Consider the following 24,591-nt stretch of genomic DNA (forward strand, 5'->3'; position numbering starts at 1 on the left):
CGACATTCTACTGCGTAGCGCACCGACTTCAAATTGTAGAAAGCCCGATTCGAAAGAGTCGGGCTTTTTTACGTCTGTAGAAAAGTGAAATGCGCGTAATTAATAGACACTCACATCAACACCCATCACGTAGGGCGGGCGAGCGTAGTGACTCCTGGCGCTAAAGTTATGTTTAATCACACCAAAATCACTCAATATCTCTGCACGCCGATAAGTATGTAGCATTTCACTGTGACTTTTTACTGCGGTGGGCACTACGACATCCTACTGCGTAGCGCACCGACTTCACATTGTAGAAAGCCCGATTCGAAAGAGTCGGGCTTTTTTACGTCTGCAGAAAATCATGCGTGAGTTATTATGGTTCATTTAATTATCTATTAAACACTCAACTGAATTGCATATTTAATTAGGTAAAGATACTTCTAATAAAGCACTAAAGAAAGCTGTACTATTACAGGTGTTTTAAAATAACTATAACGAGAAAAATATGAAATTATTAACAGCAGCAACTCTAATACTTGCTTCATCGACAGCTTTTTCACGCCCTGCACCTTTAGTGTCTATTCCTACTCACGATGCCTTTTTTTATAGTATTGCAGCGCATTGCGGTAAAGCTTTTGAAGGTGAAGTAGCGGTAGATAACGCGAAAGGGCCAAGCTCATTTACAGATAAAAAGCTGGTTATGCATGTACGTAAATGTAGCGAGACTGAGTTACAAGTACCGTTTCATGTAGGTGACGATGCATCACGTACGTGGATCATAACTAAAACGGGTAGTGGCTTGAGTTTAAAGCACGATCATCGTCATAAAGATGGAACAGACGACGCATCAACTATGTATGGTGGCCATACGCTTGATGCAGGGTTTGCGCAAATGCAGTCGTTTCCAGCAGACCAATACTCTAAAGAGTTATTCGTAAAAGAAGGCATTGCACAGTCTGTAGGTAATACATGGCAAATGTATATTTACCCAGAAGTATTTACTTATCGATTAATTCGCCAAGGACGTGAGTTTAAGGTGGATTTTGATTTAACGAAACCGATTACTCCACCATCAGCACCTTGGGGTTATAAAGACTAAGGTTACTTACCCTTGTTTGTATCTTCTTTAGTTTCGCATTGTAGTAAAACACTTAAATCTGGTTGGTAAGCACGTGGTTTTGTTGGAAAGCGCTCGTACTCTTGCACGCCTTCAAGTATTTTCAACATAAAGGTATTGCCGCGGCATAGACGGTCAGCATGGCGTAATAAAAATACACTTTGATTGGTAAAGTGTTTGTAATCGTCTGACTGGATTTCTATTTTATAGTTGTCTTCGCCAATTTTTGTTTGGTAGTAATGCACTTTGTTGTCAAAGTCGTAGAGCTTTTCTGTTTCGGCTTTTTCAGCAAGTGCAGTATTTGCACTCGAAAGAGCCACCAGTGTAGCGCCTATAAATAAGCGTGGTGTGTTTATTCCTTTCATAAAATGTATCCTTTAATTTGCGAACTTTATACCCATTAATAAGAGTAATAAGATCGATTTCTTTACGTATTAGTCTAACACCCAAAAAGGGATAATGTGATGTTCAAACAAATAAAGCAGCTTTTTGCTGTATTCGATGATCAGGAACCTAGTATAGAGCAGCATGATTTAAAAACAGCGGTCGCTGCATTGCTTATTGAGGTTATGCGTGCTGATACTAAGCTTGACCATGATGAACAACGAACCCTGACTGTAACCTTAAAAAAATACTTTAATTTAACAGATGCAGAAGTTGAAGAGCTTACTAATAACGCAGCAAGTAGTTTAGATGGTGCTATTGACTACTTTCAGTTTTCAAAACAAATTAATGAGCATTGTAGTGCTGTTCAGCGCATTGAAATAATAGAACTACTATGGCGCTTGGCTTATGCTGATGGAGAAATAGATCCTCAGGAGGACTACGTAATACGTAAAGTAGCGGGGCTTTTATATGTAACGCATACCGATTTTATCGCCGCAAAAATCGCGGCGACAAAGTAATTATTTAGTTATTTAGGCGTGCAAGTTATTTTAACTTACTTGCAACGCTTACTAACTGATGAGCAAGTGCTGACACTTTTTCAGCTGTAACAGGTTCATTAATTTGCCCACTTTCATCAAACAATGTGTGTACAGCGGGTACTGCAAGTTGATCGGCAAGCACTAACGATCCAATACCACTTAATATATCTCGTACATGATTTAAACCGCGCAACCCACCAAGTCCACCTGGTGATGCTGAAAACAGCGCTACCACTTTATTACGAAAAGCAGGAACAGCACCTTGCTCTGTACGCGATGCCCAATCAATCGCATTTTTAAGCGCTGCAGTTATAGAGCCGTTGTACTCCGGGCTTGCTAGTAAAATACCGTCAGCTGCACGTAGTTTGTCTTTTAAAAGCTGTACATCGCTTGGTGTACCTTGCGCTTCAATATCTTCGTTAAATAGTGGGATGTTTAATTCGTTTAGTTTTATTACTTCTACTTCAGCACCTGTTTGTAGAGCAAAACGTGCTGCCTCATTAATAATTTTTTGATTAAAGCTTTCTTGGCGAAGGCTTCCTGCTAGGGCAATAATTTTTGGTGCTGACATGCTAGTGACCTTTTAGTGTTTAAAATTACAACGCTAATGTAGCAAAATTTTGCTTGTAGAAAACCCCAATAAACGCAACACTTATGTGCGTAAATGCACATAAGTATAAGGTAAGCAGCATGGCGATAAAATTTGAAGATTGGCAAGACGTCAAAGTAGCGTTTGAAGTAGCACGATTAGGCACGTTAACGGCGGCGGCAGAAGAGCTTAATGTGCACCACAGCACAGTTCTTAGGCGAATTAATAATCTTGAAAAAAACTTAAATACACGCCTTTTTCATCGCCATGCCCGTGGTTACAAGGTTACTGAAATTGGCACCAAATTATTTGCAACAGCACAAACTATCCATAGCTCCTTAGAGCAGTTACATAACGATATAGCAGCGGCCGATAGCACCCTTAGAGGGAGTTTATTACTAACGACGGTAAGTGGTTTTATGGATGTACTTGGTGATGTATGTGAGCAATTTCAGGCACTACATCCACAAGTGCAGCTTGAGGTTATTTTAGAACAAAAAAGGTTAAGACTTGATCACGGACAAGCACATATTGCAGTGCGTGCAGGCCCAAGACCTGATGAGGGCGATTATATTGCTCAGCATTTAGCGCAGCTTTCATCGGGTTTATACGCTAATAAACGTTACATCAATAAATACGGCATGCCTAAATTATTAAGTGATTTACAACAACATAATTTTGTATCAGGTGTGGCGGGTTTTAATGCCCGCGTGCCTTATTTTGCATGGGCTGATGAACATATTCCCGCATCGCAAATAAAGCTGCGAGTGTCTGAAACCGCAGAAGCAACTCGTGCAATAATTAAAGGGCTAGGCATTGGCGGATTACAACATGATGTGGCGGCGCAATATTCTGATTTAGTACCAATATTACACAGTGAGTTAAGCTGGCCTACAGATGTATGGTTAGTCACGCATCACCTAGTACATCGCACTGCTAAAGTACAAGCTTTTGCAGGGTTGTTAAAAACACACTTTAGTAAGTTGGCTGCTAATCAATAATTTTAGCTGTGTTTTGGATGATTATAGTGTTTTTTTTACTTCTATCCCTATGCGTTTAGCCAAGCGTACTAAGTTAGCTCTATCTAATTCAAGCACTCTTGCTGCTGCTGACCAGTTGTAGTTATGCTTCTTTAATTGCTCAGTAATTACGTTGTATTGCAACGATTCTACAGCTTGCTTTAAAGGTTGGTTGATTAAGGTGTTGGTTGTACTTTGGCTTGCTACTAAAGAGTTTTTCGGCGCAATCGGTGTTAAATCACAGTGCTCGCTTGTAATGGTTATTATTGGATTTTGCCATTGGCTTTGTTTTGCTTTTAGGGCGCTGCGGCTAATGACATGCTCAAGCTCGCGAACGTTACCTGGCCAGTTGTATTGATTAAGCGATACTTGCGCTTCAGGGCTCAGTTTTAATTGTTTTATCCCTAATTTACGGGCTGTTTGCTCAATAAAATAACCAGCTAAGAGTGTTATGTCGTGCTCGCGTTTACTAAGTGGTGGCACAGTAATAGGGTAGACACTGAGGCGATGGTATAAATCGGCTCTAAAGCGACCTTGTTCTACTTCTTCTTTTAAATTTCTGTTGGTTGCGGCAACGACGCGTACATCTACGTACTTTGGCGTGTCTTCTCCTACCGTTTGTATTTCGCCGCTTTGTAGCACTCGTAATAATTTACTTTGCATGGCAAGAGGCAGTTCGCCAATTTCATCTAAAAATAACGTGCCTCCATCAGCTAATTGAAATTTACCTTGGCGTGAATTTTGTGCGCCTGTAAAAGCCCCTTTTGCATGACCAAAAAATTCACTTTCGGCAAGATTCTCAGGGAGCGATGCACAATTTAAGTGAATAAGCGGTTGATCTTTTCGAGCTGAATTTAAGTGAATATTACGCGCAACAAGTTCTTTTCCTACTCCTGTTTCACCTAATATAAGCACGCTAAAGTTAGATGCTGCAACGAGTTTAATTTCGTTTTTAAGTGTTTGCATTAGCGGACTTTGGCCAATAATTTCACCGCCATCTCGTGTTAACGCTTCACGATTTAGTTCTTGCACTAATGCACTTGAGTGCTGTGCATGCTGTTTGTAATGGGCAAGCTCTAAAGCTGTTTTAAAGTGCGCACTACACAGCGTTTGTAAGGTATTGAGTGTATCAGCGCTTATGCTGTTAAATGCATTGGCGTTAAGGCTATCAAACGTAAGTACGCCAAGTAGCGCGTTTTTATCATAAAGAGGTAAGCCTAAACATGCATGTACCGGTATGTCGCCGGTTTTAGCTAATAGTAATCCGTCGTATGGATCGGGTAGTGGGCAGTCGTGCGCAAATTGTAACGCGAGTGTGCTTTTGCAAATAGCTTCTAGGCGAGGGTGTTCTACTATTTTAAATCGTCTGCCAAGGCTGTCGGACATTAATCCTTTAATTGCCAGTGGTTTTAATTGCTCGCCCTGAAGCACTAATAACGCACTTGCATCACTAGGGATCACCCGTTCAACCGTTGCTAGTAATTGATCAAAGCTATGCTCGTGCAGTGTACTTTGAGCAAGCTCTAGAGCAACTTGTGTAAGGTTGAATTGCTGGTTCATGTCAAAATGACCTATTCGTGTTTTTTGAGTTAATTTATAGTAGGTCATAAAGACTCATAGTGTAAAGTGGTTTAATTTAACCTATTGAATTTAATTGAATAAATTTTTTGGCACAGTATGTGTAATAGCTAAGTAACGTAGTTAGTTACAGAGGTCACTATGAACACACTAATGCTGAATAATTTAAACAATCAAATACAGTTTAGTTCACTGTACAAAACCGTATTATTTGCTGCCAATACTGCATTGGCTGTGAGTTTAGTGTGTATTACGGCAAGTATTTTAATTAGCTACCCGTTTGCAGAGTACTTTTCCATGGCGGTGCAAGTATCAGCTCATATTGGCACTATTGTTGTTGCTGCTATTTTAAAAGTAAGTTACGTACTGCGCTGTGTTGCACAACATGGTTTAGGGCAGGAGGTACGATAATGCGCCCTATAAACTTAACTGAGCCAATGCCAGCACGCGTTGCTATTCATCAAGTATCTCAATGGCCGTTATGGATGCTAGCTTTTAGGCCTTTCTTTTTAGGCGGTGGCTTATTGGCATTTTTGTCAGTGGGGTATTGGCTACTTATTTTAACAGGCCATGCAAGTTGGCACTTATCGATACCTGCGACATTATGGCACGCGCACGAAATGCTGTTTGGCTTTGCAGGAGTTGTAGCTGTTGGCTTTTTACTTACCGCAGCACAAACGTGGACAGGCGTTGCGAGCATAAGTGGCAAAGCCCTTATGTGGCTTACGTTTATATGGCTTGCAGCGCGCTTAGCATTTTTTGTAGTACTGCCAGATATTGCTCATTTTAATTTATATGCTGCACTTACATTACAAGTTATTTGGTGGCTAGGCGCCATAACCGCGTTGGCTAATATGCTATTAAAAGCCAATAGCAAAAGTAACTATCCGTTTTTAGCTATTTTAGCTGTGCTTTGTGGGCTCAATGTATTGTATTTAATACTTGTTTTACAACAAAACATGCAGCTTGCACTTGGTGTGGTTGATACCGCAGTGCTGGTTATTACTTTACTAGTTGGCATTGTTGCGGGCCGCGTTTTACCATTTTTTACCGCTAAAGGTCTGGGGTTAGCCGCACAAGTTCGCACTCCTAAAATAGATAAAGCTGTTATGTATTTATCTATTGTGGCTATCACTTTATTTTTCATCAACAAGTTGTTTTTGAACACGATTAATCCTGCGTTAGTTGTTGCAACTGTTGCTGCGCTTCACCTGCTTAGGGCTGGTTGTTGGTGGGATAGCAAGGTATTGAGAGTGCCGTTGTTATGGTCTTTACATTTTTCCTACTTAGCGTTAGGCGTAGGGTTAATGATGGTTGCATTTAGCTTTTATAGCAGTGCAATGCAATTTAAAGATGCGCTGCACTTAATCACTATTGGCACAATAGGTATGATGATTTTAGCAATGATGACGCGTGTATCGCATGGTCATACAGGGCGGATACTCGCTATTCCTCATTACATGGCTGTTGCTTTTGCATTTTTGCTTGTGGCCGCTATTACTCGTTCATTACTCCCTTTTATTATTAGGCCTCACCTTGCTTGGCAAATAAGTGCTTTGCTGTGGTTAGTAGCTTTTTCATTATTTTTAATTCACTGCACACCTATATTAACGCGGCGTCGTGTTGATGGGCGTCGTGGTTAGTTCATCCATAGGAAACACATATGTTATCTGATAAAACCATTGAGATTGTAAAAAGCACAGTTCCGTTATTAGCGCAGGCGGGTACGGTTGTTACCGATCATTTTTATAAGCGTTTATTTAGTCATAATCCTGAGCTTAAAAATATTTTTAATATGGCGAACCAAGATACAGGTCGTCAGCAATTTGCACTTTTTAATGCATTGGCTGCGTATGCACAAAATATTGATAATTTAGCCGTATTAAAAGAAGCGCTAACACGTATTAATCATAAGCATACAAGCTTGAATATTTTACCTGAGCATTACCCTATTGTAGGTGCGCATTTAATTGGTACTTTAAAAGAGCTTATTCCTGATCAATTTACTCCCGATGTTGAATATGCTTGGCGCGAAGCTTACGGCGTACTTGCTGATATTTGTATAACCGAAGAAGCTGCTTTGTATGAGCACAGTAAAAATAAACACGGTGGCTGGGTGGGAACTCGCCAATTTGAAATAACCAACAAGCAGGCTGAATCAGAACTAGTAACGAGCTTTACACTTACGCCAGTTGATGGCGAAGCTGTTATTACACATAAACCAGGGCAGTATTTAGGTATTAAAGTTAAGCTAGAGGGCGCTGAATATGAAGAAATTCGCCAGTATTCTATTTCACAAAAAAGTAACGCTAAAAACTACCGTATTAGTGTTAAAAAAGAGCTACAGCCAAAGCCTGGCATGGTGTCTAATTATTTACACTCATTAGAGCAAGGCACTATTGTTGAGTTATACCCGCCGGCAGGAGACTTCTTTTTACGTAATAATACAAGTCCAGCGGTACTAATTTCAGCAGGTGTTGGGCAAACGCCAATGCTGGCTATGCTTGAAACGCTATTAAGTGAAAACTCTAATCAAGAGATTGTGTATTTACATGCCTGCGAAAATACTCAGCAGCATTCGTTTTCAAAATATTTAAATGAGTTAAATACAGTTTATAACCGCTTACAAACAATGACGTGGTTTAACCAAGCGACAAAGGGCGCTGACTTTACTGGGTTAATGAACCTAAATGCAGTACAAGCACAGCTACCATTGAGTAATGGCGACTTTTACTTATGTGGTCCTGCCGGTTTTATGGCATTTATAAAAAACCAGTTACTTGAGCTAGGTGTTAAAAACGAGCAGATTCATTATGAAGTGTTTGGTCCGCACCAAGACTTGTAATAACGCTTTAAAATAGAAAAAGGCGTGCAGCGATATGCTGCGAGCCTTTTTTATAAACTTTAAAGTGCCTTATAATTCTTTACAGGTAACACCTTCAAGTACTGTAGTAAGCTCTTTTTTAGGATAGTAAAGCTCGCATTGGTTATTACGTAGTTGCAAAATAAACTTCTCAGATTTTATATTATGCGCGCCCATAATTACTCTGCCATTAGACCCTTTACTCATTGCATGATCAATTAGCAGTTCGCTACGTTTAGTAAATACCGAATCGGCAAGTGTTACTAATGCGCCTCCCTTAATTTTTTGAATTGCCTGTTGTAGTGTTGTAATAACGCTGGGATTAACGCTCGTTAATATAGCGGGTTTAGCGGGCTCACTATTTACACTTTGGCATCCACCTAAAGTGAGCAAGATGGCTAATGGGAGTAATAATTTAGCCACTATCTTTCCTCACTCAGCGTTGGCCAAGTTAAGTCCATATTACGCTGGGTAAATTGCTCAGGCATATTTAAAGGAATGAGGGATTCACGAGAGCCTGAAAAACTAGCTGGCTCTGCTTTTGCAGCAGCCGTTCTAACTGGGCAACTGCCATTTTCAACATGAAATAATGCGGTGGCTAAAACGGCCTCGTCACTGTCGCCTAACTGATGATCGAAGTCGTCCTCAATTTCACAACCTTGAACATCAGCATCAAATTGTGGCGTAGGGGTTGGTGTAAAACCCGCAGCGTATTCGCCAAATCCTTTGCTATTTACCCCACTAAATTGAATAGTGTAATAGGTTGTTGCGCAGTTATGAGTTGGGGTAAAGCCATAGGGCTTACCGCAGGTTGTATCGCCAATTAAAATAACTTCTGCGTCTATACCCTTTAAACCATTAATAAAAGCTTCTGATGCCGAACAGGTGCCTGATGTGCTTAATACATAAACCTTTGATAGGTTTAAATCAGGTAGGTTTTCACCTGTGCTAAAAAAAGTAGAGTAATCTATTTCTTCATCAATAAATGGAAAAGGCGAATCTACGGGCTGTTTATCGTTTTGTTGAGTTTGATAATAAAAGCGGTTGTTAACGTTGGCATTACCGGCAACCATATAAGCCAATTGAGCTGATAGCGCTAATAACCCGCCGCCGTTATATCTAAAGTCGATTACAAGCTCATCAATACCATCGGTTTTAAACTTATTTACCGCAGCAATAAGGCCCTCTTGAGCAATGCTTATATGGCTATTAAATTGCATGTAACCCACGTTTGAACCATTTGCGGTTGTAATCGTTTTAACATTTTGAACCGGTGTTTGTTCAATATTGCCAGCGGTTATATTAAATGTTTTTTCGGCGCCATCGTTACTGCGTACAACAATAGTATGTGAGTCGCCGTTAGTTGGGCTAAATAAACCTTCGTTAAGCGTATCTACCCCCGATTCTGTATTGGTATTAATGCTAACACCGTCCACTGAAAGTACGGTATCACCACGTTGAAAGCCTATTTGGCTTGCAGGTGAATCATCTTCAAGATAAGCGACGCGTAAAATACGGTCGGCTGTATCGCCAATAAACGCCCAATTTATACCGTAACCAGAAGTAACGCCCGATTGCGCTTCTTGAAAGTAATCTTCAGTAGGTTCTGAAAAATGAAAGTTATCTTTTTTTGCCCCTGAGTCGGTAAGCTGCTCTGTTTTTAATTGGGCAAAATAATCGGCTACTGTGCCAAAGCTTTCAGGATCGTTATCGGCAATCTCATCATACCAAAGATAGGTTTCGTCGCTCCAAGAGCGAAGCCAGAGTTTTTCGTAAAGGGCAGAACCTGCTTGATCTGGGTAAGGCTCGTTGTTATTAAAGGGATCGTTACCTGTGCGGGGTGTTTCGCAAAAGTTTTTTAAATCATTAGAGGGCTCAAATACCCCTGCTGTCCATGTTGGACTGCTACTAACAGGTGTTGTAACGATAGGAGTAGTAATTACAGGAGCAGAGTCGATGCCGCTACCGCCGCCACAACCCGTTAAAGCAAAGCCCGAAAGTGCTGCAAAAATGGCTAGCGAGGTTTTATTATTTTCAAACATAGTTAAGGACTTTCTGTAAATAAGTTGTTTAAAATATTACAACACTCGCTCATTTATTCAACATTTATAGCTTTGATTTATGTAAATGAGTGTTAAAGCTTAGAGCTTGCTCGCACTACTTGTATCTGCGAATGCTTGCTTTTTCCATGCATTAAATAACTTTTGCTGTTTATCCGAGATTTTTAAACCGTATGTTTTTTGCATGTAAGTGTAAGTGTCGGCTATACGTTTACGTGCATAAACAGGCGGTTCAACTACACGTTGCTTAAAGTTTACTTTTACTTCGCAGCGACCATACTGTGTGGCGTTTTCGCTAAGCATACCAAAACGATAATTAGAGCGATCGGCATTAATTTCGCCAATAGCTGGCGCTAAGTTATTTATATCAGCTTCCATTTTTCTAAATTTAGCACTTACTTTACGGCAGTTTTTACGCCCGCCATCTTGCCAACACTGTAGCTGGTGACCAAATTCCCACGCCGGAACAATGTGTTCCCACTCAATGCGTAGTGCTCGCACATTTACTTTACCTGAGCGGGTAAGTGTATTTCGAGGAATGTAACCACAGTTAGAAGGATCAGGAATGAGTTTTTTGCCTTCTTTTTTAATATCACAACCGCAGTAAATACTTTTAGCGTTGTCTGGTAGGGTTTTAATTAAATGTCTTTTAGCCGTTGAAAAACGGGTAAATTGTTCGGCAGATACCGAAACGCACACACAACAAGCCAGTAAGGCCAGAATAAATCGAGTCATATCCATCACAAATGTGAACTACAGGAACAGGCAGTTTAAAGCCTTGAAGATAAAAGATAAAGTTAACTTAAGGCCTGTACTTATATTACTAAAAGGTGTCTGATTAATTTTTTACTTAAAGTTATTTTCACTATTCATTTATTTCTTACTATTTATCGTATTTTAACCACACAAGATTACCCGTTAAGGAGTATGCTTAAAGCTTACTCAATATGGGGATTTGGATTGCAAATGAAATTTGTTGATTATTATGCAGTGCTTGGAATATCGCCTGATGCAGACGATAAAGCGGTTAAAGTAGCTTATAAAAAGTTAGCCAGAAAATATCACCCAGATGTAAGCAAAGAGCCTCAAGCAGAAGATAAGTTTAAAGAAATAGCAGAAGCTTACGAAGTCATTCATAACAAAGAAGAACGTGTAAAATACGACGAGTTACGTCGTCACCAGCAAAATCGTACTCGTCAACAACAAGGTAATTATGGTGGTAACAATGCCTCTTCGCAAAGTAATTACCAGCAGAGCGATCCTCAAACCGACCAAGAGTTTTCTGATTTTATTAATTCAATGTTTGGCGGAGCTGGTGGGTTCGATCGTTCCGGGCAGAGCAGAAGTAACGCCGCTCGCGCGCAAAAAGGACAAGATGTGGAAATAGAATTCCCAATTTTTCTTGAAGAGACTTTAGTTGATACCGTTAAGCCTGTTGAGTTTATGTTACCGCAGCGAGATAGCAGTGGGCGTGTCTCTGAAATTAAAAAATCACTTAAAGTGAAAATTCCTGCAGGTTCAGTAAATGGTGAGAGAATTCGACTAAAAGGGCAAGGCGGATTAGGGTCAGCGAATGGGCAAAATGGTGATTTGTATTTACAAATTAGTTTAGTGCCTCACCCATTATTTGATGTTGAAGGCCATAACCTAAATATAGTCGTCCCTCTTGCACCATGGGAAGCGGCTCTTGGTACAAAAATAAATTTACCTACGTTGGCAGGCAAAATCCAATTAACTATTCCATCTAATAGTCAGTCTGGTCAACGCTTGCGTATTAAAGGTAAGGGATTAATGAGTAAAAAAGCCAAAGGTGATTTATTTGCTGTGCTTAAAATTGTTAATCCAACATCTATTGATGATGCCAGTAAAAAACTGTGGGAAGAATTAGCCGAAAAAGCTCACTTTGATCCCCGTAATAACTGGAGCAAACCATAATGCAAATTATCGTGACACAAAAAGACGATTTACTTACTAGCAAAGAGCTATGTTTGAGCAGTGATATTAGCGAAGCAATTTTATATGAGCTAGTTGAGCATAATATTGCGGTTCCAATTGAGGGGGATCATGTTACGCAGTGGCAATTTACGGTATCTGCAGTGACTTTAGTTAAAAAAGCGGCCCGTATTCAACATGACTTTTCGTTAGATTGGTCGGCAATAGCCTTAGTTTTACAATTACTGGATGAGCGTGATGAGTTGATTTTCGAAAACGAAATGTTAAAGCGACATTTGAGTCGATTTAAACACTTGGAATAAAATCTGCCCTTGGGTACTTCCTAGGGCTTACTTACTCTATGGTGAGAGTGCGCTAGTTCTCAAAAACCAATATGACTACTTTGATTTATTCTTACTTTTAATTCGGATAAATCGTTTTAGTCGTATATTTTGTATAAGTAGTAATATTCCACTTAAACAAAAAAGTACGCTGGTTGCTGCAAAACTAATAAGCAGCGGATTATTAAAATCCTCTCGCTCATCGTAATCCATAATATGTAACATCCAAAAAAAGTCGAAAATTCGCCAGAGTGTGCTGCGAACGGTGACAACTCTGCCGTTATTTTCTGACAAGTACAGTGTTGTGTTAAATGTGTCGTCAAATTGTACCTGCCAAACATTGGTTTTATATCCAACTTCTCGCATACCTTGCTTTAGCAGTACAGCGCTTGTTACTTGAGCATCAATAAGTAAGTGTGCTTTAGCATTTGCGGTAATTTGTATTTTAGTTGGCGGCTCAAAAGGCCGGCCTGTTATACCGTTAAAGCTTTGCTGTTCATCTTTATTTATAACTGTAATTATAGGTGTGGTTAAGAAGTTCTCAAAAATTATTTGTGTTGGATTAGCCACCTGAGATGCAATATCGTCAAGGGAGGCAACATAATCAGCTTGCGTAAATGGGTTATTAAGAGTGCGTGTTGCAAGATGCTTCCCATGAACTTTATCAAGAGGGATAGCGCTCATTACTAAACCACCTAATAGCCAAGCTAAAATTTGTAATGCTAATAAATAACCTAACCATTTATGTAACTTGCGAGCATGTTTAAATATTTTTTTATTCATGTTTTAGTCTTATTATTTTTAGAGGCTAGTTTATTACATTAATGAGATAAGTTACTGCGACATTTTGTCGCAGTTTAAACTATAGCTTACTGTAATCATTTAAGAATAAAAAAGATTACACTTAAATTGCTAATATGATTTATTTGTATAATTGAGCTGAATGTTTGATATCTAGCTAGCTTTAAATGCTAATAAATACTTAAAAGCTGCGAAATATCCATATAAAGTGGTTAATAGAGCATAGTTGATTTGGTATAACGGTAAAACTGCGTTAAAGTTTGCAATGAAATTATTAGAGGATAAATACGAAACGATGTCGGAAATTCAATTTTTAAATGTAGATCTTGAGCTTGAATCAAAGCAAGATATTAGTTTGCTAGTGGCGGACTTAAAAAAAGTCGCTACGATTTTACATTATGACAAAGACGAATACCGTCAATTAGCGCGTATTGAAGCAACAGGTGTAGTAAACACGCCTGACAAAGCAATAAACCATATATGTGAGCTTATTGAGTCGTGTTCGCGTAACGCGCTAAAGCAATGGTTAAGCTGTTCACGTAGAACTTTTGATATTGGTTTTGAATCAGGCACTTCTCCTAAGTGCTTTAATCAAGCCTTAGATGCAGATACATTACTACGTATATCTGCGATTGGTGCGGGTATGGAAATTACAATTTACCCAATCGAAAAGTAACTATCTTCGCTCTACGACTGCTGCGGTCATTTTAGATACGCAGCACAGCTCATTGCGGCTATTTGTAATTTTTATTTCCCATACTGAACTACGTTTACCGATATGAAATGCTCTTGCCGTGGCTGTTAAAGTGCCGTTACGAGACGCTTTTAAATGACTTGCGCTAATTTCCTGTCCCACGCAGTAAAATTTTGTAAAATCGACAACAAAGTTAGCTGCATAGCTGGCAACTGTTTCGGCAAGTACAACGTTAGCACCGCCGTGAACCATCCCCATTGGGTTATGATGCTCAGGAATTGCCGGCATTGTGGCAACCAAGTAATCATCGCCAATCTCTGTGATTTCTATCCCCATAGTTTTCATCAGCGTACCTTGACCATTTATACCTTCATCTAGCTGTTTGCAAAACTCTAAAGTAATAGGTTGATACCAAATACTCATAATGACTCCTTTGCTTTTTTTATCATTTATAAACTTAGCTTTAGTTATATCCCTAAAATGTACACAAGTGAAATTACTTTGGCTATTTTAAGGCTTAATTTAAATTTGCGATTTTTATTTAACTGTATATACTCACAGTTAAATGTACTGTATGGAAAACCAGTTGTATGCGACCATTAACGAACCGCCAAGCTCAAATACTCGAACTAATTAAAGTTTTTATTAAAGACACTGGTATGCCTCCTACACGTGCTGAAATAGCGCAAACATTAGGTTTTAAAAGTGCCAATGCTGCTGAAGAACATTTAAAAGCACTTGCTAAAAAAGGCGCAATTAAGATGAAGCCAGGTGCAAGCCGTGGTATTCAGTTAATTGAAGAAGAAGAGCCAGAACAATTAGGTTTACCGCTTATAGGGCGTGTTGCTGCTGGTTCACCTATTTTGGCGCAAGAGCACGTTGAAAGTCACTGCAAAATCGATCCATTAATGTTTAAACCGGCTGCAGATTTTTTACTACGCGTTAACGGTATGAGCATGAAAGATATTGGTATTATGGATGGTGATTTACTTGCTGTACATCGTACTCAAACTGCTGAAAACGGACAAGTTGTTGTTGCGCGCTTAGACGAAGACGTAACTGTAAAACGTCTTGAGAAAGCAGGTCGTAAAGTATTACTTCATGCTGAAAACGACGATTTTGAATCTATTGAAGTAGATCTTGAGAATGAGTCTTTTAATATTGAAGGCTTAGCCGTTGGCGTTATAAGAAACGCTGATTGGATGTGACTTTAAAAATAGCTTTTAAACAAGCAGTTTTATAAATGCGTACTAATTAGTACGCATTTTTGTTTTAAAATTTGTACTAAAATAGGGCGTAAACAGCCCACTGACTATTCAACCTGTAAACTTTTTTGCACTTATAATTTCCCCTCCAAATGCGTTAAACCCCTTTGTTTTTCTCATCTTTTGAACTTCCTGTTGCCTAGCTAGTTGCTGATTTTTTGTTAATTACCCAATTACAACCTGATTGTTTTTTCTACTAAAACTTGCTTGTTGTTCATTTTTTAGCTAATTGTTAATGTGCTGAGCTAATAATAACTCACAGCTTTTTAGTTTTGAGAACACACAATATACACAAACATGTTGTTGGCGCAGCAAAACCAATCAATATTAAATGAGATTGGCTAAAAAAATAAAAATAACGAATTGGCGTTTAAGCCGTATGCCTCTTCGCTTTGCATTCGCAATAGCATCAAAGGAGCCACCACATGGGTAAACTGACCTCTACCTTGTGGCTTATATTATGTGTTTTTTCGCACCCAGTTTTGGCTAACAGCCAATACAATATGCGCAAAGGCGTAACCGATATAAGCAATAATGTATATCAGCTGCACATGACCATATTTATAATATGTTGTGTGATTGGGGTGATAGTGTTCGCAATTATGTTCTGGGCACTTATTCATCACCGTAAATCTAAAGGGGCTGTACCTGCCCAATTTCACGAAAGCACTAAAGTAGAAATACTTTGGACTGCAATTCCGTTTGTTATTTTAATTGCTATGGCAGTACCAGCCACTAAAACCCTAATTGCAATGGAAGATGCCAGCAAAGCTGATCTCACTATTAAAATTACAGGCTCACAATGGAAATGGCATTATGAATATATGGGTGAAGATGTAGAGTTCTACTCTATTTTATCTACCCCGCAAGATGAAATCGCGAATCTTGCAGATAAAAATCCTAACTACTTACTTGAGGTTGATAAGCCTCTTGTACTGCCAATAAATCAAAAAGTACGATTTTTAATGACTTCTGACGATGTTATTCACTCTTGGTGGGTACCTGATTTTGCAGTTAAAAAAGATGCGAACCCCGGCTTTATAAATGAAACATGGACGAACATAAACGAAGAAGGTACTTACCGAGGCCAATGTGCTGAGTTGTGTGGTAAAGATCATGGCTTTATGCCCGTTGTGGTGGTTGCTAAATCTGAGGCTGATTTTAAAACATGGCTTGCAGATGCAAAGCAGGCTAAACAAAAAGCAGCATTAGCAGATGCCGCATTACTTGATAAAACCCTCCCAAAAGAAGAATTAATGACTTTAGGCGAACAAGTATATATGGCCAATTGCGCTGCATGTCATCAGCCTACTGGCATGGGATTACCGGGTGTATTTCCTGCACTTAAAGGCAGCCCGATAGTGCTTGGCGATATAAAAGATCACATTGATGTAGTTATCCATGGACGACCTGGTACGGCAATGCAAGCATTTGCCAAGCAGTTATCTATAAAGCAATTAGCAGCGGTTATTACTTATAAACGTAATGCGTGGGGTAATGATACGGGTGATGTTATTCAACCGAGTCAAATACAGGCAGCACTTGATGCCAAAGTGGAGGCGAACTAATGAGTAGCATAGTAGAACAACCTAACGCCAATGAAGCTCATCATGCTCATCACCCAGCTAAAGGTTTTAAACGCTGGCTTTACACAACTAATCATAAAGATATAGGTAGTTTATATTTAATTTTTTCGCTGACCATGTTCTTAATTGGTGGTGGAATGGCCATGGTGATCAGAGCTGAATTATTTCAACCTGGTTTACAGTTGGTCGACCCTCACTTTTTTAATCAAATGACCACAGTGCATGGTTTAATTATGGTGTTTGGTGCGGTTATGCCGGCCTTTACAGGCCTTGCTAATTGGATGATACCGCTAATGATTGGCGCGCCAGATATGGCATTGCCAAGAATGAATAACTGGAGCTTTTGGATTTTACCGTTTGCATTTTTAATCCTATTGGCATCGTTATTTATGCCTGGTGGGGGTCCTGCATTTGGTTGGACTTTTTATGCACCACTGTCCACAACATACAGTAATGATAATACTGCATTGTTTGTATTTGCCGTACATATTATGGGAATTAGCTCAATAATGGGCGCAATCAATGTGATTGTAACCATAGTGAACTTACGTGCCCCCGGCATGACATGGATGAAGTTGCCCTTATTTGTATGGACGTGGTTAATTACTGCTTTTTTATTAATAGCGGTAATGCCTGTGCTTGCAGGGGCTGTCACTATGGTACTTACCGATAAGTACTTTGCGACCAGCTTTTTTGATGCCGCAGGCGGTGGCGATCCGGTGATGTTCCAACACATTTTTTGGTTTTTTGGTCACCCCGAAGTATACATAATGATTCTTCCTGCCTTTGGCATTATATCTACAATAGTACCTACCTTTTCTCGTAAAAAACTTTTTGGCTATGCCTCAATGGTATATGCCACATCCTCCATAGCACTATTGAGCTTTATTGTATGGGCTCATCATATGTTTACCACTGGGATGCCGGTCGCTGGCGAGTTGTTTTTTATGTACGCGACCATGCTTATATCGGTACCTACAGGCGTAAAAGTATTTAATTGGGTTGCCACAATGTGGAAAGGCTCAATAACTTTTGAAGTGCCAATGCTTTTTAGTATTGCGTTTATTGTGCTGTTTACCTTAGGTGGTTTTTCGGGATTGATGCTGGCAATTACACCTGCTGACTTTCAATATCACGATACTTATTTTGTAGTGGCGCACTTTCATTATGTATTAGTAACAGGGGCCGTATTTTCGATAATGGCAGGGGCTTATTACTGGTTGCCCAAGTGGACGGGCAATATGTTTAATATCACGTTAGCTAAATGGCATTTTTGGCTATCACTGGTGAGCGTGAACGTACTGTTTTTTCCTATGCATTTTGTAGGGCTTGCCGGTATGCCGCGTCGAATTCCCGATTACGCACTCCAATTTGCCGACTTTAACGCAATCATAAGTATTGGTGGATTTGCCTTTGGTTTATCGCAATTGTTGTTTGTAGCTGTGGTAATTAAATGTGCACGCGGCGGTGATAAAGTACCTGCAAAGGTATGGGAAGGGGCAGAAGGGCTTGAGTGGGAAGTTGACTCTCCAGCGCCATATCATACTTTTTCTAAGCCGCCGGTAATCAAGTAATGACACACGCACCGCTACTCAAACGTTTAGTACTTATTTGCATAGGCATGTTTGCCTTTGCCTTTGCTTTAGTACCTTTGTATGACGTGTTTTGCGACGTAACAGGGCTTAATGGAAAACCTTCGCTTGAGCAAGCAGAGCAAAGTACGCAAATAATACAAAACCGAGAAGTTGGCGTTAGTTTTACTACTCACGCGCAAAGAGGTGCACCGTTTGAAGTTAAATCAAAAGAATACAGTGTTGTGGTAAAACCCGGTGCAATGCGTGAAGTAATGTTTAGTGCTAAAAATAACAGCAACCTAGATAAAGTAATGCAGGCTGTACCATCAGTCTCGCCAGGTAAAGCGGCAAAGTATTTACATAAAATAGCGTGTTTTTGCTTTGATCAGCAACCTCTAAAAGCAGGGGAAGAACTTGAATTTAAATTACTTTTTTATGTTGATACAGCACTGCCAAGCGACATTGAAGAATTAACTTTATCTTATACCGTATTTGATATTAGTGAACAGCTGGTGGCAAGTAATAACTAGCTTTTTAAACTAGTGTGAAACTAGGAGTAAATAAAATGAATCAAGAATATGAGCATTATTATGTACCAGAGCAAAGCCCGTGGCCTATTGTGGGCGCTGTTGCATTGTTTTTTATTGCAGTAGGGGCAGGCTTAACAGTTATGAGTGTAGGCAAAGAAGGGGGGAGCGGGGTTTACCTGCTTTATGCCGGTATTGCTGTGCTTGTGTATATGTTGTTTAGCTGGTTTAAAAATGTAATTAGTGAGTCGGACCAAGGTTTGTACTCAGCACAAATGGATCGCTCTTTTAGGCAAGGTATGAGCTGGTTTATTTTTTCTGAAGTGATGTTTTTTATGGCCTTTTTTGGTGCGCTTTTTTATGCACGCGTATTGTCGGTACCTTGGCTTGGAGGCGCAGGCAATAATGCAATGACCAATGAAGTATTATGGCCAACTTTCGAAGCTGTTTGGCCGCTAGTTTCAACACCTGCAGGCGAAACTACTCAAGCTATGGGCTGGCAAGGTTTGCCGCTTATTAATACCTTAATACTGCTTACTTCCTCAGTTACTTTACATTTTGCCCATGTAGCGATGGAAAACAATAAACGTACTCCACTTAAAGTTTTTTTAGGCGCTACTATTTTATTGGGTGTTTGCTTTTTAGGGTTACAAGTTGAGGAATATATTCATGCGTATAACGACTTAAACTTAACGCTAGATGCAGGTGTTTACGGTAATACGTTCTTTTTATTGACTGGTTTTCATGGCATGCATGTAACCCTTGGAACCGTACTTTTATTTGTAATATTTTTACGGATATTAAAAGGGCACTTTACTAAAGATAAGCATTTTGCTTTTCAAGCAGCTGCTTGGTATTGGCACTTTGTTGATGTGGTGTGGCTGTGTTTGTTTGTATTTGTATATGTGCTGTAGCGTTTGTTGGCGAATTATTTGCTTTAATAAAACCAAGTTTAAGTGCTGCAATAACAACAACTAAAACAACGACCGAAAACAATACGCGACGACCTAAAAAGTGAGACATAGGTCGTCCCCCAGTTTTTCCTGACACCATAATAAACAATGCTCTAAATAAGTTAAAAAGTATAAATATTAACAACAGTACGATAATAATTTTAATAATCACTGAGTTGACCCTTTATGCAGTTAGTTTTATGGCACAAACAAAAGCTTAGTTCACTAATCACACTTTGTATGGTTGTGGTTGTTGTACTTGTGTGTGTGCGACTAGGATTTTGGCAGCTGGAGCGGGGTGAGCAAAAACAGCAGCAACTAACCGCTATTGCTAAGCAACAGACTCGTGGTGTGATGAGCTGGTCTCAATTACTTAACCTGCCTGATAGCTGGAACAAAACAGGTGTATTGGTTGAGTTAAAAGGGCGGTTTGTACAAAACCAATATTGGCTTTTAGATAATCAAGTTTATAACGGGCAAGTAGGGTACGACTTACTTGCTTTACTAAAGCCAGACAGCGAAGGAAAAGTGATTTTAGTTAATTTAGGATGGGTAAAAGCGCCTATATCTAGAGGTACACTACCAAAGGTTACTCTGCCTACAGGTGTTTTTATTCTTAAAGCGCAAATAAAAGAAAATAACTTAAGTAGCTTTACGCTTGAAGATAAAACTACAAATAACGACTTACCTACAAGAATCCAATCTATCGACTTAAATATGCTGAGCACTCAAAGCCAGCAATCATTAATTAATTTTATGGCTTACAGACAAGGTACTGGTGATGAGATTGCAACACCTCATTATGAGGCCGTTGTTATGAGCCCTCAAAAACATAATGCCTACGCTGTGCAATGGTTTTTAATTGCTGTTGCATGTGCTGTTGTTGCTATTTTTGCGAGTAAAAAAAGGACACATAATGAAAAATAATCCCCTTTTGTTGTTTGTGGGTTGCTGCGCAATCCCATTAGTTTTGGCATATGGCGCATTAAAGTTTGATTGGTTGCCTACTGCAATTACTAATAATGGAGAGTTTTTAAGCCAAGAAATAAAACTTAAAAATTGGCCGCAAAATAATCCCAAGCAATGGACTATCGCACTTAATTATTCAAACGAATGTAACACCCCATGCAGCGAACAGCTCAATGCACTTAATAACTTATATGTGGCACTTGGTAAAAACCAAGGCAAGGTTGATATGGCTGTAATAGGAAGCCCCGACAATAAAAATCTACCATGGAAAACTATTACCGAGCAACAGAGTTTAAATCCTGCAAGTTTATATTTAATTGATCATATGGGGTTAGTGGTACTTGAATATCCCTTTAAGGCCGAGCCACAAGAAAACCGTTTAGTACAAAAAGGGCTATTAAAAGATCTAAAAAAATTACTTAACTATTCTCGTTCTAGCTAATTAAGTTGAGCTTAAGTTGGAGTATCTGATGTATAAAAATTATAAAAACTTAGTATTAATAACAGGATTACTCGCTTTGATTGTAGTTGCTTTAGGTGCGTACACCCGCTTAAGCGATGCAGGTTTAGGGTGCCCTGATTGGCCTGGCTGTTATGGTTTTTTAACGGTACCTAAGCATGAGGCCGATATTGCTTTAGCAACTCAAAGCTACCCCGATATGATGTTCGAAACCGCAAAAGCGTGGAAAGAAATGATTCATCGCTATTTTGCTGGTACTTTAGGCTTACTTATTTTAGGTTTATTTGTGTTGGCTTTTTTAAAACGCCAATATCCAACTACGCCAGTTAAATTGCCTTTGGCTTTGCTTCTACTAGTGGTGTTTCAGGCTGCCCTTGGTATGTGGACAGTAACCATGAACCTTCAGCCTCTTATTGTAATGGGCCACTTATTAGGTGGCTTTAGTATTTTGTCACTTATAACACTTTTATATTTACGGCTAACCGCAAAACCTATTATGGGGGGCGATAGCGGCGCAAAACGCTATTTTGGTTTGAGTTTAGTAGCGCTTAGTGTGTTGGTTATCCAAATTGCACTTGGTGGTTGGCTGGCTGCAAATTACGCCGCTCCGCATTGTAGTGGTTTGCCATTGTGTAATTACGCACAACCGTTTTCATTGAGTAGCGTATTTCAATTACCACTTGAGCACAGTAATTATGAGTTTGGTGTGTTATCACAGCAAGCGCGTATGTCTATTCATTTATTACACCGCATTTGGGCGCTCGTTACTTGCATCGTTCTGGCATTAATTATGTGGAAAATATACAGACAAGCGTACTCTAAAAAAATTAAAAATTGTGTTGTGAGCGTATTACTTATCCTGCTGTGCCAAATTAGTTTAGGGCTTATTTTAATACATTGGCATATTCCGTTGGGAGTTGCACTGGCGCATAACTTGATGGCTGCCATACTGTTATTAAGCATGGTTAGGTTGTGTTATTACCTAAAATCACGCACATAAAGGGGAAATATGATGGCACTTATAATTGATAAAAAAATACTGCTACCCGTTAATACTCAATCGCTAATTTCGCGTACTCATAGTTTGCTGCAAGACTACTTAGCAATTAGTAAATTTAAAGTGGTAGCCATGCTGGTGCTAACAGCTTGGGTTGGTTTAGCGCTGGCTCCCGATGTGGGGCGCGGTATGGTCGTACAGTTTATTAGCTTGTTAGGTATAGGGCTACTTTCTGCTGCTGCAGCGGTTATTAATCATGTGGTTGATAGCGAGATAGACTCAAAAATGGCACGGACTCGTCATCGCCCTGTGGCTAAAGGGCGCTTAAGTAAAACACATGCGCTTAGTTTTGCAGCTGTTATTGGGGTTGCTGGCTTTATTATGCTGATGGTGTGGGCTAATGTCTTAACCGCTATATTAACGTTATTTGCATTGGTAGGTTATGCATTTGTTTATACATCATTTTTAAAGCGTGCAACGCCGCAAAATATTGTTATAGGTGGGTTGGCTGGCGCAATGCCTCCATTATTAGGTTGGGTGTCAGAAACAAACCAAATGGCAGCAGCCCCTTGGTTACTCGTAATGATAATATTTACCTGGACCCCACCACACTTTTGGGCACTGGCTATAGCACGAAAAAGTGATTATGAACGCGCTAAAATCCCTATGCTGCCAGTAACACACGGTATCGATTTTTGTAAAACGTGCGTCGTTGCTTACTCTGTTTTACTCGCTGTAGTTTGCGTATTGCCTTATTTAATTGGTATGTCTGGATTAATATATTTAATAGGTGCGTGTGTATTAAATGCAGTGTTTATATATAAAGCGGTTAAATTAAAAATTGCTGGAAATGATGAGGCTGCAATGGACTTATTTCGTTTTTCGATTATTCATTTAATGGTACTCTTTGTAATCTTATTTATAGATAAATGGCTCCCTTTATGAAGCAGTTATGGCTTGGATTAATTGTTATTTTAGTTTTGTTTTTATCAGCATGTTCAAATGAAAATAGCCGACCAGATGTAGATGCATTAGTTTACGAAAATGCAAAGCCACTGTCTGATTTTACGCTAAACGATCAGCGCGGCGAATTAGTGACTAAACAACAATTTTTAGGGCAGTGGAATTTAGTATTTTTAGGCTATACAAGCTGTCCAGATATTTGCCCATTAACACTTGCTAAGTTAAATGCTGTTTATAAAAATTTACAAGCAGATTATCCGCTGCAAGTTTGGTTTTTATCGGTTGATCCAAAACGCGATACGCCAGCTAAACGAAAGCAATACATAGATTACTTTAACCCTGACTTTTTAGCTGTATCAGGAGAGCATAAACACCTTTTTCCTGTAGTTCGAGAGCTTGGTTTAATCTACGCCATTAGCGATAGTAGTGAATCAGAATATGCAGTTGATCATAGTGCCTCGGTCGCTATGGTTGATCAAAATGGAGCCGTTAGAGCTATTTTTAAACCCGAATTTAAACAAGGTAGTGTGCCATTAATTAATGCGACTACTTTAACTGAAGAGTTTAAAAAAATAGCTGATTACTACAAAAACTAGTTTTTACTTTTTAACAATTTTAAAGGAGCTTTAGGCTCCTTTTTTTGTTTTTTAACGACAAGTTAAATTTAATTAAGCATTTTATGGCAATTTTAATAACTAGGGCTAAGCTTTTGTTATGAATTGAATTGACAGGGAATGCACTTACTTAATGCTAAAACTTCCGAGCGAACTTGCTATTTCGCAAGTTGAAACACTACATCAAGATTTACTACAAGAACTCAATAGCAACGATGATATCTGTCTTGATATTAACGATGTAATTTCTGCTGATACTGCCTCAATTCAACTTTTATGCGCCTTACAAAAGCACCTACTTACCATACAGCACAAAATAATATGGGTAGGCAGTAGCGAGGCCTTAACACATACAATTAATAAACTTGGCTTAAGCCAATACTTAACAACCGAAAGTAAAAGTTAGGGGTATATATGAAAAAAATTTTAGCGGTTGATGATTCAGCATCGATGCGTCAGATGGTGAGCTTTACATTAAAAACTGCCGGGTTTGATGTAACCGAAGCTAAAGATGGTAGTGAGGCACTCGCTATTGCCAAACAGCAAGACTTTGATGCCGTTATTTCAGATGTAAATATGCCAATAATGGATGGAATTACATTAATACGAGAGCTGCGTACTTTACCGAGTTATAAATTTACACCACTACTAATGCTCACAACAGAGTCGGGTTTAGAAAAAAAAGTAGAAGGTAAAGCTGCAGGGGCAACAGGTTGGATTGTTAAACCATTTAATCCCGATCAGCTATTAGCGGTAATTAAAAAGGTTATTCGCTAGGGAG

The 24,591-nt window shown here is 39.3% G+C and carries 30 protein-coding genes; 21 read left to right on the top strand and 9 right to left on the bottom strand.

From position 1 onward, the window contains the following. The first annotated feature begins 487 nt into the window (after positions 1-487). Positions 488-1,081 (top strand): hypothetical protein, encoded by a 594-nt coding sequence (locus WNY98_RS15505; RefSeq protein ID WP_342878347.1) that lies wholly within the window; start codon positions 488-490, stop codon positions 1,079-1,081. Positions 1,082-1,083: 2 nt separating this feature from the next. Here WNY98_RS15505 and WNY98_RS15510 read toward each other — a convergent pair whose 3' ends face one another. Beyond that, positions 1,084-1,464 carry a hypothetical protein gene (locus WNY98_RS15510; RefSeq protein ID WP_076925808.1) on the bottom strand — a complete coding sequence of 127 codons (381 nt, stop codon included), beginning with the start codon at positions 1,462-1,464 and terminating at the stop codon, positions 1,084-1,086. A 99-nt stretch (positions 1,465-1,563) separates the two neighbouring features. Here WNY98_RS15510 and WNY98_RS15515 point away from each other — a divergent pair, with 99 nt between their 5' ends. Further along, positions 1,564-2,004 (top strand): TerB family tellurite resistance protein, encoded by a 441-nt coding sequence (locus WNY98_RS15515; RefSeq protein WP_024599626.1) that lies wholly within the window; start codon positions 1,564-1,566, stop codon positions 2,002-2,004. Positions 2,005-2,029: 25 nt separating this feature from the next. On the opposite strand, the gene WNY98_RS15520 is transcribed toward WNY98_RS15515, so the two are convergent. Beyond that, positions 2,030-2,596: an NAD(P)H-dependent oxidoreductase gene (locus WNY98_RS15520; RefSeq protein WP_182197794.1), complete on the bottom strand. Its 567-nt coding sequence runs from the start codon at positions 2,594-2,596 to the stop codon at positions 2,030-2,032. Between the two features lie 119 nt (positions 2,597-2,715). On the opposite strand from WNY98_RS15520, the gene WNY98_RS15525 reads away from it, so the two are divergent. Further along, positions 2,716-3,615, top strand: a complete 900-nt coding sequence (locus WNY98_RS15525) for a LysR family transcriptional regulator (protein WP_024599628.1) — start codon at positions 2,716-2,718, stop codon at positions 3,613-3,615. Positions 3,616-3,636: 21 nt separating this feature from the next. On the opposite strand, the gene norR is transcribed toward WNY98_RS15525, so the two are convergent. Beyond that, positions 3,637-5,193 (bottom strand): nitric oxide reductase transcriptional regulator NorR, encoded by a 1,557-nt coding sequence (gene norR, locus WNY98_RS15530; protein WP_342878380.1) that lies wholly within the window; start codon positions 5,191-5,193, stop codon positions 3,637-3,639. Between the two features lie 159 nt (positions 5,194-5,352). On the opposite strand from norR, the gene WNY98_RS15535 reads away from it, so the two are divergent. The 3 genes from WNY98_RS15535 to hmpA are packed head-to-tail and all read left to right on the top strand — an operon-like array spanning position 5,353 to position 8,056. Continuing rightward, a complete protein-coding gene (locus WNY98_RS15535; RefSeq protein ID WP_342878348.1) occupies positions 5,353-5,622 on the top strand; it encodes a hypothetical protein in 270 nt (89 codons plus the stop codon). Beyond that, positions 5,622-6,854, top strand: coding sequence for an NnrS family protein (locus WNY98_RS15540; RefSeq protein ID WP_342878349.1), 1,233 nt, complete (start codon positions 5,622-5,624; stop codon positions 6,852-6,854). Before WNY98_RS15535 ends, WNY98_RS15540 begins: the two co-directional genes overlap by 1 nt. Positions 6,855-6,874: 20 nt before the next feature. Continuing rightward, complete coding sequence (gene hmpA / locus WNY98_RS15545) at positions 6,875-8,056, top strand: NO-inducible flavohemoprotein (RefSeq protein WP_342878350.1); 1,182 nt, start codon at positions 6,875-6,877, stop codon at positions 8,054-8,056. A gap of 69 nt (positions 8,057-8,125) precedes the next feature. Here the strand turns inward: hmpA and WNY98_RS15550 are convergent, their stop codons facing one another. The 3 genes from WNY98_RS15550 to WNY98_RS15560 all read right to left on the bottom strand — a co-directional run bounded on the left by WNY98_RS15550 (position 8,126) and on the right by WNY98_RS15560 (position 10,869). Beyond that, entirely contained in the window at positions 8,126-8,497 is a 372-nt protein-coding gene (locus tag WNY98_RS15550; RefSeq protein WP_342878351.1) for a hypothetical protein, read from the bottom strand. Next, positions 8,497-10,116 carry a S41 family peptidase gene (locus WNY98_RS15555; protein WP_342878352.1) on the bottom strand — a complete coding sequence of 540 codons (1,620 nt, stop codon included), beginning with the start codon at positions 10,114-10,116 and terminating at the stop codon, positions 8,497-8,499. Before WNY98_RS15555 ends, WNY98_RS15550 begins: the two co-directional genes overlap by 1 nt. 99 nt (positions 10,117-10,215) lie before the next feature. After that, positions 10,216-10,869, bottom strand: a complete 654-nt coding sequence (locus tag WNY98_RS15560) for an endonuclease (RefSeq protein ID WP_342878353.1) — start codon at positions 10,867-10,869, stop codon at positions 10,216-10,218. A 231-nt stretch (positions 10,870-11,100) separates the two neighbouring features. On the opposite strand from WNY98_RS15560, the gene WNY98_RS15565 reads away from it, so the two are divergent. Both WNY98_RS15565 and WNY98_RS15570 read left to right on the top strand, forming a co-directional pair. Then, the gene (locus WNY98_RS15565) at positions 11,101-12,069 is read left to right on the top strand and encodes a DnaJ C-terminal domain-containing protein (RefSeq protein ID WP_342878354.1); all 969 of its coding nucleotides are present in this window, start codon (positions 11,101-11,103) and stop codon (positions 12,067-12,069) included. After that, complete coding sequence (locus tag WNY98_RS15570) at positions 12,069-12,389, top strand: chaperone modulator CbpM (protein WP_024599636.1); 321 nt, start codon at positions 12,069-12,071, stop codon at positions 12,387-12,389. The genes WNY98_RS15565 and WNY98_RS15570 overlap by 1 nt, the downstream gene beginning before the upstream one ends. A 75-nt stretch (positions 12,390-12,464) precedes the next feature. On the opposite strand, the gene WNY98_RS15575 is transcribed toward WNY98_RS15570, so the two are convergent. After that, positions 12,465-13,190: a membrane protein gene (locus WNY98_RS15575; RefSeq protein ID WP_024599637.1), complete on the bottom strand. Its 726-nt coding sequence runs from the start codon at positions 13,188-13,190 to the stop codon at positions 12,465-12,467. Between the two features lie 313 nt (positions 13,191-13,503). Here WNY98_RS15575 and WNY98_RS15580 point away from each other — a divergent pair, with 313 nt between their 5' ends. Beyond that, positions 13,504-13,884 carry a hypothetical protein gene (locus WNY98_RS15580; protein WP_008138697.1) on the top strand — a complete coding sequence of 127 codons (381 nt, stop codon included), beginning with the start codon at positions 13,504-13,506 and terminating at the stop codon, positions 13,882-13,884. Here the strand turns inward: WNY98_RS15580 and WNY98_RS15585 are convergent, their stop codons facing one another. After that, positions 13,885-14,325: a PaaI family thioesterase gene (locus tag WNY98_RS15585; RefSeq protein ID WP_024599638.1), complete on the bottom strand. Its 441-nt coding sequence runs from the start codon at positions 14,323-14,325 to the stop codon at positions 13,885-13,887. It lies immediately after the preceding gene. Between the two features lie 167 nt (positions 14,326-14,492). Between WNY98_RS15585 and lexA the strand changes: the two genes are divergently transcribed. From lexA to WNY98_RS15610, 5 genes are all read left to right on the top strand, one after another. Further along, positions 14,493-15,110, top strand: coding sequence for a transcriptional repressor LexA (lexA, locus tag WNY98_RS15590; protein WP_007584941.1), 618 nt, complete (start codon positions 14,493-14,495; stop codon positions 15,108-15,110). A gap of 482 nt (positions 15,111-15,592) precedes the next feature. Then, positions 15,593-16,735 carry a cytochrome c oxidase subunit II gene (gene coxB / locus WNY98_RS15595; RefSeq protein ID WP_024594300.1) on the top strand — a complete coding sequence of 381 codons (1,143 nt, stop codon included), beginning with the start codon at positions 15,593-15,595 and terminating at the stop codon, positions 16,733-16,735. Then, complete coding sequence (gene ctaD / locus WNY98_RS15600; RefSeq protein WP_024595091.1) at positions 16,735-18,327, top strand: cytochrome c oxidase subunit I; 1,593 nt, start codon at positions 16,735-16,737, stop codon at positions 18,325-18,327. Before coxB ends, ctaD begins: the two co-directional genes overlap by 1 nt. After that, positions 18,327-18,857: a cytochrome c oxidase assembly protein gene (locus WNY98_RS15605; protein ID WP_024595090.1), complete on the top strand. Its 531-nt coding sequence runs from the start codon at positions 18,327-18,329 to the stop codon at positions 18,855-18,857. The genes ctaD and WNY98_RS15605 overlap by 1 nt, the downstream gene beginning before the upstream one ends. A 35-nt stretch (positions 18,858-18,892) precedes the next feature. Beyond that, on the top strand, positions 18,893-19,768 hold the full coding sequence (locus WNY98_RS15610; RefSeq protein WP_342878355.1) for a cytochrome c oxidase subunit 3: 876 nt from the start codon (positions 18,893-18,895) through the stop codon (positions 19,766-19,768). On the opposite strand, the gene WNY98_RS15615 is transcribed toward WNY98_RS15610, so the two are convergent. After that, entirely contained in the window at positions 19,671-19,979 is a 309-nt protein-coding gene (locus WNY98_RS15615; RefSeq protein WP_076925819.1) for a DUF2909 family protein, read from the bottom strand. The two genes, WNY98_RS15610 and WNY98_RS15615, sit on opposite strands and share 98 nt — an antisense overlap. Before the next feature lie 14 nt (positions 19,980-19,993). Between WNY98_RS15615 and WNY98_RS15620 the strand changes: the two genes are divergently transcribed. The 7 genes from WNY98_RS15620 to WNY98_RS15650 all read left to right on the top strand — a co-directional run bounded on the left by WNY98_RS15620 (position 19,994) and on the right by WNY98_RS15650 (position 24,587). Next, complete coding sequence (locus tag WNY98_RS15620) at positions 19,994-20,734, top strand: SURF1 family protein (RefSeq protein WP_342878356.1); 741 nt, start codon at positions 19,994-19,996, stop codon at positions 20,732-20,734. Then, a complete protein-coding gene (locus WNY98_RS15625; RefSeq protein WP_342878357.1) occupies positions 20,724-21,218 on the top strand; it encodes a transmembrane cytochrome oxidase associated protein in 495 nt (164 codons plus the stop codon). Before WNY98_RS15620 ends, WNY98_RS15625 begins: the two co-directional genes overlap by 11 nt. 28 nt (positions 21,219-21,246) lie before the next feature. Then, the gene (locus WNY98_RS15630) at positions 21,247-22,236 is read left to right on the top strand and encodes a COX15/CtaA family protein (protein ID WP_024599644.1); all 990 of its coding nucleotides are present in this window, start codon (positions 21,247-21,249) and stop codon (positions 22,234-22,236) included. A gap of 12 nt (positions 22,237-22,248) precedes the next feature. Further along, positions 22,249-23,178 carry a heme o synthase gene (cyoE, locus tag WNY98_RS15635; protein WP_024599645.1) on the top strand — a complete coding sequence of 310 codons (930 nt, stop codon included), beginning with the start codon at positions 22,249-22,251 and terminating at the stop codon, positions 23,176-23,178. Continuing rightward, the gene (locus tag WNY98_RS15640; protein WP_076925824.1) at positions 23,175-23,792 is read left to right on the top strand and encodes an SCO family protein; all 618 of its coding nucleotides are present in this window, start codon (positions 23,175-23,177) and stop codon (positions 23,790-23,792) included. Before cyoE ends, WNY98_RS15640 begins: the two co-directional genes overlap by 4 nt. Positions 23,793-23,943: 151 nt before the next feature. Continuing rightward, positions 23,944-24,216, top strand: a complete 273-nt coding sequence (locus WNY98_RS15645; protein WP_024599647.1) for an STAS domain-containing protein — start codon at positions 23,944-23,946, stop codon at positions 24,214-24,216. Positions 24,217-24,224: 8 nt separating this feature from the next. Then, positions 24,225-24,587, top strand: coding sequence for a response regulator (locus WNY98_RS15650; protein ID WP_024599648.1), 363 nt, complete (start codon positions 24,225-24,227; stop codon positions 24,585-24,587). Positions 24,588-24,591 lie beyond the last annotated feature (4 nt).

Origin of the sequence: Pseudoalteromonas sp. AS71, assembly GCF_038900275.1 — a bacterium.
Classification (GTDB): Bacteria; Pseudomonadota; Gammaproteobacteria; order Enterobacterales; family Alteromonadaceae; genus Pseudoalteromonas.

What these genes read in the sequence shown, in the direction of transcription:
- WNY98_RS15620 (WP_342878356.1), top strand. Translation starts at nt 19,994, where the DNA reads ATGCAGTTAGTTTTATGGCACAAACAAAAGCTTAGTTCACTAATCACA.
- WNY98_RS15505 (WP_342878347.1), top strand. Translation starts at nt 488, where the DNA reads ATGAAATTATTAACAGCAGCAACTCTAATACTTGCTTCATCGACAGCT.
- WNY98_RS15570 (WP_024599636.1), top strand. Translation starts at nt 12,069, where the DNA reads ATGCAAATTATCGTGACACAAAAAGACGATTTACTTACTAGCAAAGAG.
- WNY98_RS15575 (WP_024599637.1), bottom strand. Translation starts at nt 13,190, where the DNA reads ATGAATAAAAAAATATTTAAACATGCTCGCAAGTTACATAAATGGTTA.
- norR (WP_342878380.1), bottom strand. Translation starts at nt 5,193, where the DNA reads ATGAACCAGCAATTCAACCTTACACAAGTTGCTCTAGAGCTTGCTCAA.
- WNY98_RS15565 (WP_342878354.1), top strand. Translation starts at nt 11,101, where the DNA reads ATGAAATTTGTTGATTATTATGCAGTGCTTGGAATATCGCCTGATGCA.
- ctaD (WP_024595091.1), top strand. Translation starts at nt 16,735, where the DNA reads ATGAGTAGCATAGTAGAACAACCTAACGCCAATGAAGCTCATCATGCT.
- WNY98_RS15560 (WP_342878353.1), bottom strand. Translation starts at nt 10,869, where the DNA reads ATGACTCGATTTATTCTGGCCTTACTGGCTTGTTGTGTGTGCGTTTCG.
- WNY98_RS15610 (WP_342878355.1), top strand. Translation starts at nt 18,893, where the DNA reads ATGAATCAAGAATATGAGCATTATTATGTACCAGAGCAAAGCCCGTGG.
- WNY98_RS15625 (WP_342878357.1), top strand. Translation starts at nt 20,724, where the DNA reads ATGAAAAATAATCCCCTTTTGTTGTTTGTGGGTTGCTGCGCAATCCCA.
- WNY98_RS15585 (WP_024599638.1), bottom strand. Translation starts at nt 14,325, where the DNA reads ATGAGTATTTGGTATCAACCTATTACTTTAGAGTTTTGCAAACAGCTA.
- WNY98_RS15525 (WP_024599628.1), top strand. Translation starts at nt 2,716, where the DNA reads ATGGCGATAAAATTTGAAGATTGGCAAGACGTCAAAGTAGCGTTTGAA.
- WNY98_RS15520 (WP_182197794.1), bottom strand. Translation starts at nt 2,596, where the DNA reads ATGTCAGCACCAAAAATTATTGCCCTAGCAGGAAGCCTTCGCCAAGAA.
- lexA (WP_007584941.1), top strand. Translation starts at nt 14,493, where the DNA reads ATGCGACCATTAACGAACCGCCAAGCTCAAATACTCGAACTAATTAAA.
- WNY98_RS15515 (WP_024599626.1), top strand. Translation starts at nt 1,564, where the DNA reads ATGTTCAAACAAATAAAGCAGCTTTTTGCTGTATTCGATGATCAGGAA.
- WNY98_RS15535 (WP_342878348.1), top strand. Translation starts at nt 5,353, where the DNA reads ATGAACACACTAATGCTGAATAATTTAAACAATCAAATACAGTTTAGT.
- WNY98_RS15580 (WP_008138697.1), top strand. Translation starts at nt 13,504, where the DNA reads ATGTCGGAAATTCAATTTTTAAATGTAGATCTTGAGCTTGAATCAAAG.
- WNY98_RS15605 (WP_024595090.1), top strand. Translation starts at nt 18,327, where the DNA reads ATGACACACGCACCGCTACTCAAACGTTTAGTACTTATTTGCATAGGC.
- WNY98_RS15640 (WP_076925824.1), top strand. Translation starts at nt 23,175, where the DNA reads ATGAAGCAGTTATGGCTTGGATTAATTGTTATTTTAGTTTTGTTTTTA.
- WNY98_RS15510 (WP_076925808.1), bottom strand. Translation starts at nt 1,464, where the DNA reads ATGAAAGGAATAAACACACCACGCTTATTTATAGGCGCTACACTGGTG.
- WNY98_RS15645 (WP_024599647.1), top strand. Translation starts at nt 23,944, where the DNA reads ATGCTAAAACTTCCGAGCGAACTTGCTATTTCGCAAGTTGAAACACTA.
- WNY98_RS15630 (WP_024599644.1), top strand. Translation starts at nt 21,247, where the DNA reads ATGTATAAAAATTATAAAAACTTAGTATTAATAACAGGATTACTCGCT.
- WNY98_RS15555 (WP_342878352.1), bottom strand. Translation starts at nt 10,116, where the DNA reads ATGTTTGAAAATAATAAAACCTCGCTAGCCATTTTTGCAGCACTTTCG.
- WNY98_RS15540 (WP_342878349.1), top strand. Translation starts at nt 5,622, where the DNA reads ATGCGCCCTATAAACTTAACTGAGCCAATGCCAGCACGCGTTGCTATT.
- coxB (WP_024594300.1), top strand. Translation starts at nt 15,593, where the DNA reads ATGGGTAAACTGACCTCTACCTTGTGGCTTATATTATGTGTTTTTTCG.
- WNY98_RS15650 (WP_024599648.1), top strand. Translation starts at nt 24,225, where the DNA reads ATGAAAAAAATTTTAGCGGTTGATGATTCAGCATCGATGCGTCAGATG.
- hmpA (WP_342878350.1), top strand. Translation starts at nt 6,875, where the DNA reads ATGTTATCTGATAAAACCATTGAGATTGTAAAAAGCACAGTTCCGTTA.
- cyoE (WP_024599645.1), top strand. Translation starts at nt 22,249, where the DNA reads ATGGCACTTATAATTGATAAAAAAATACTGCTACCCGTTAATACTCAA.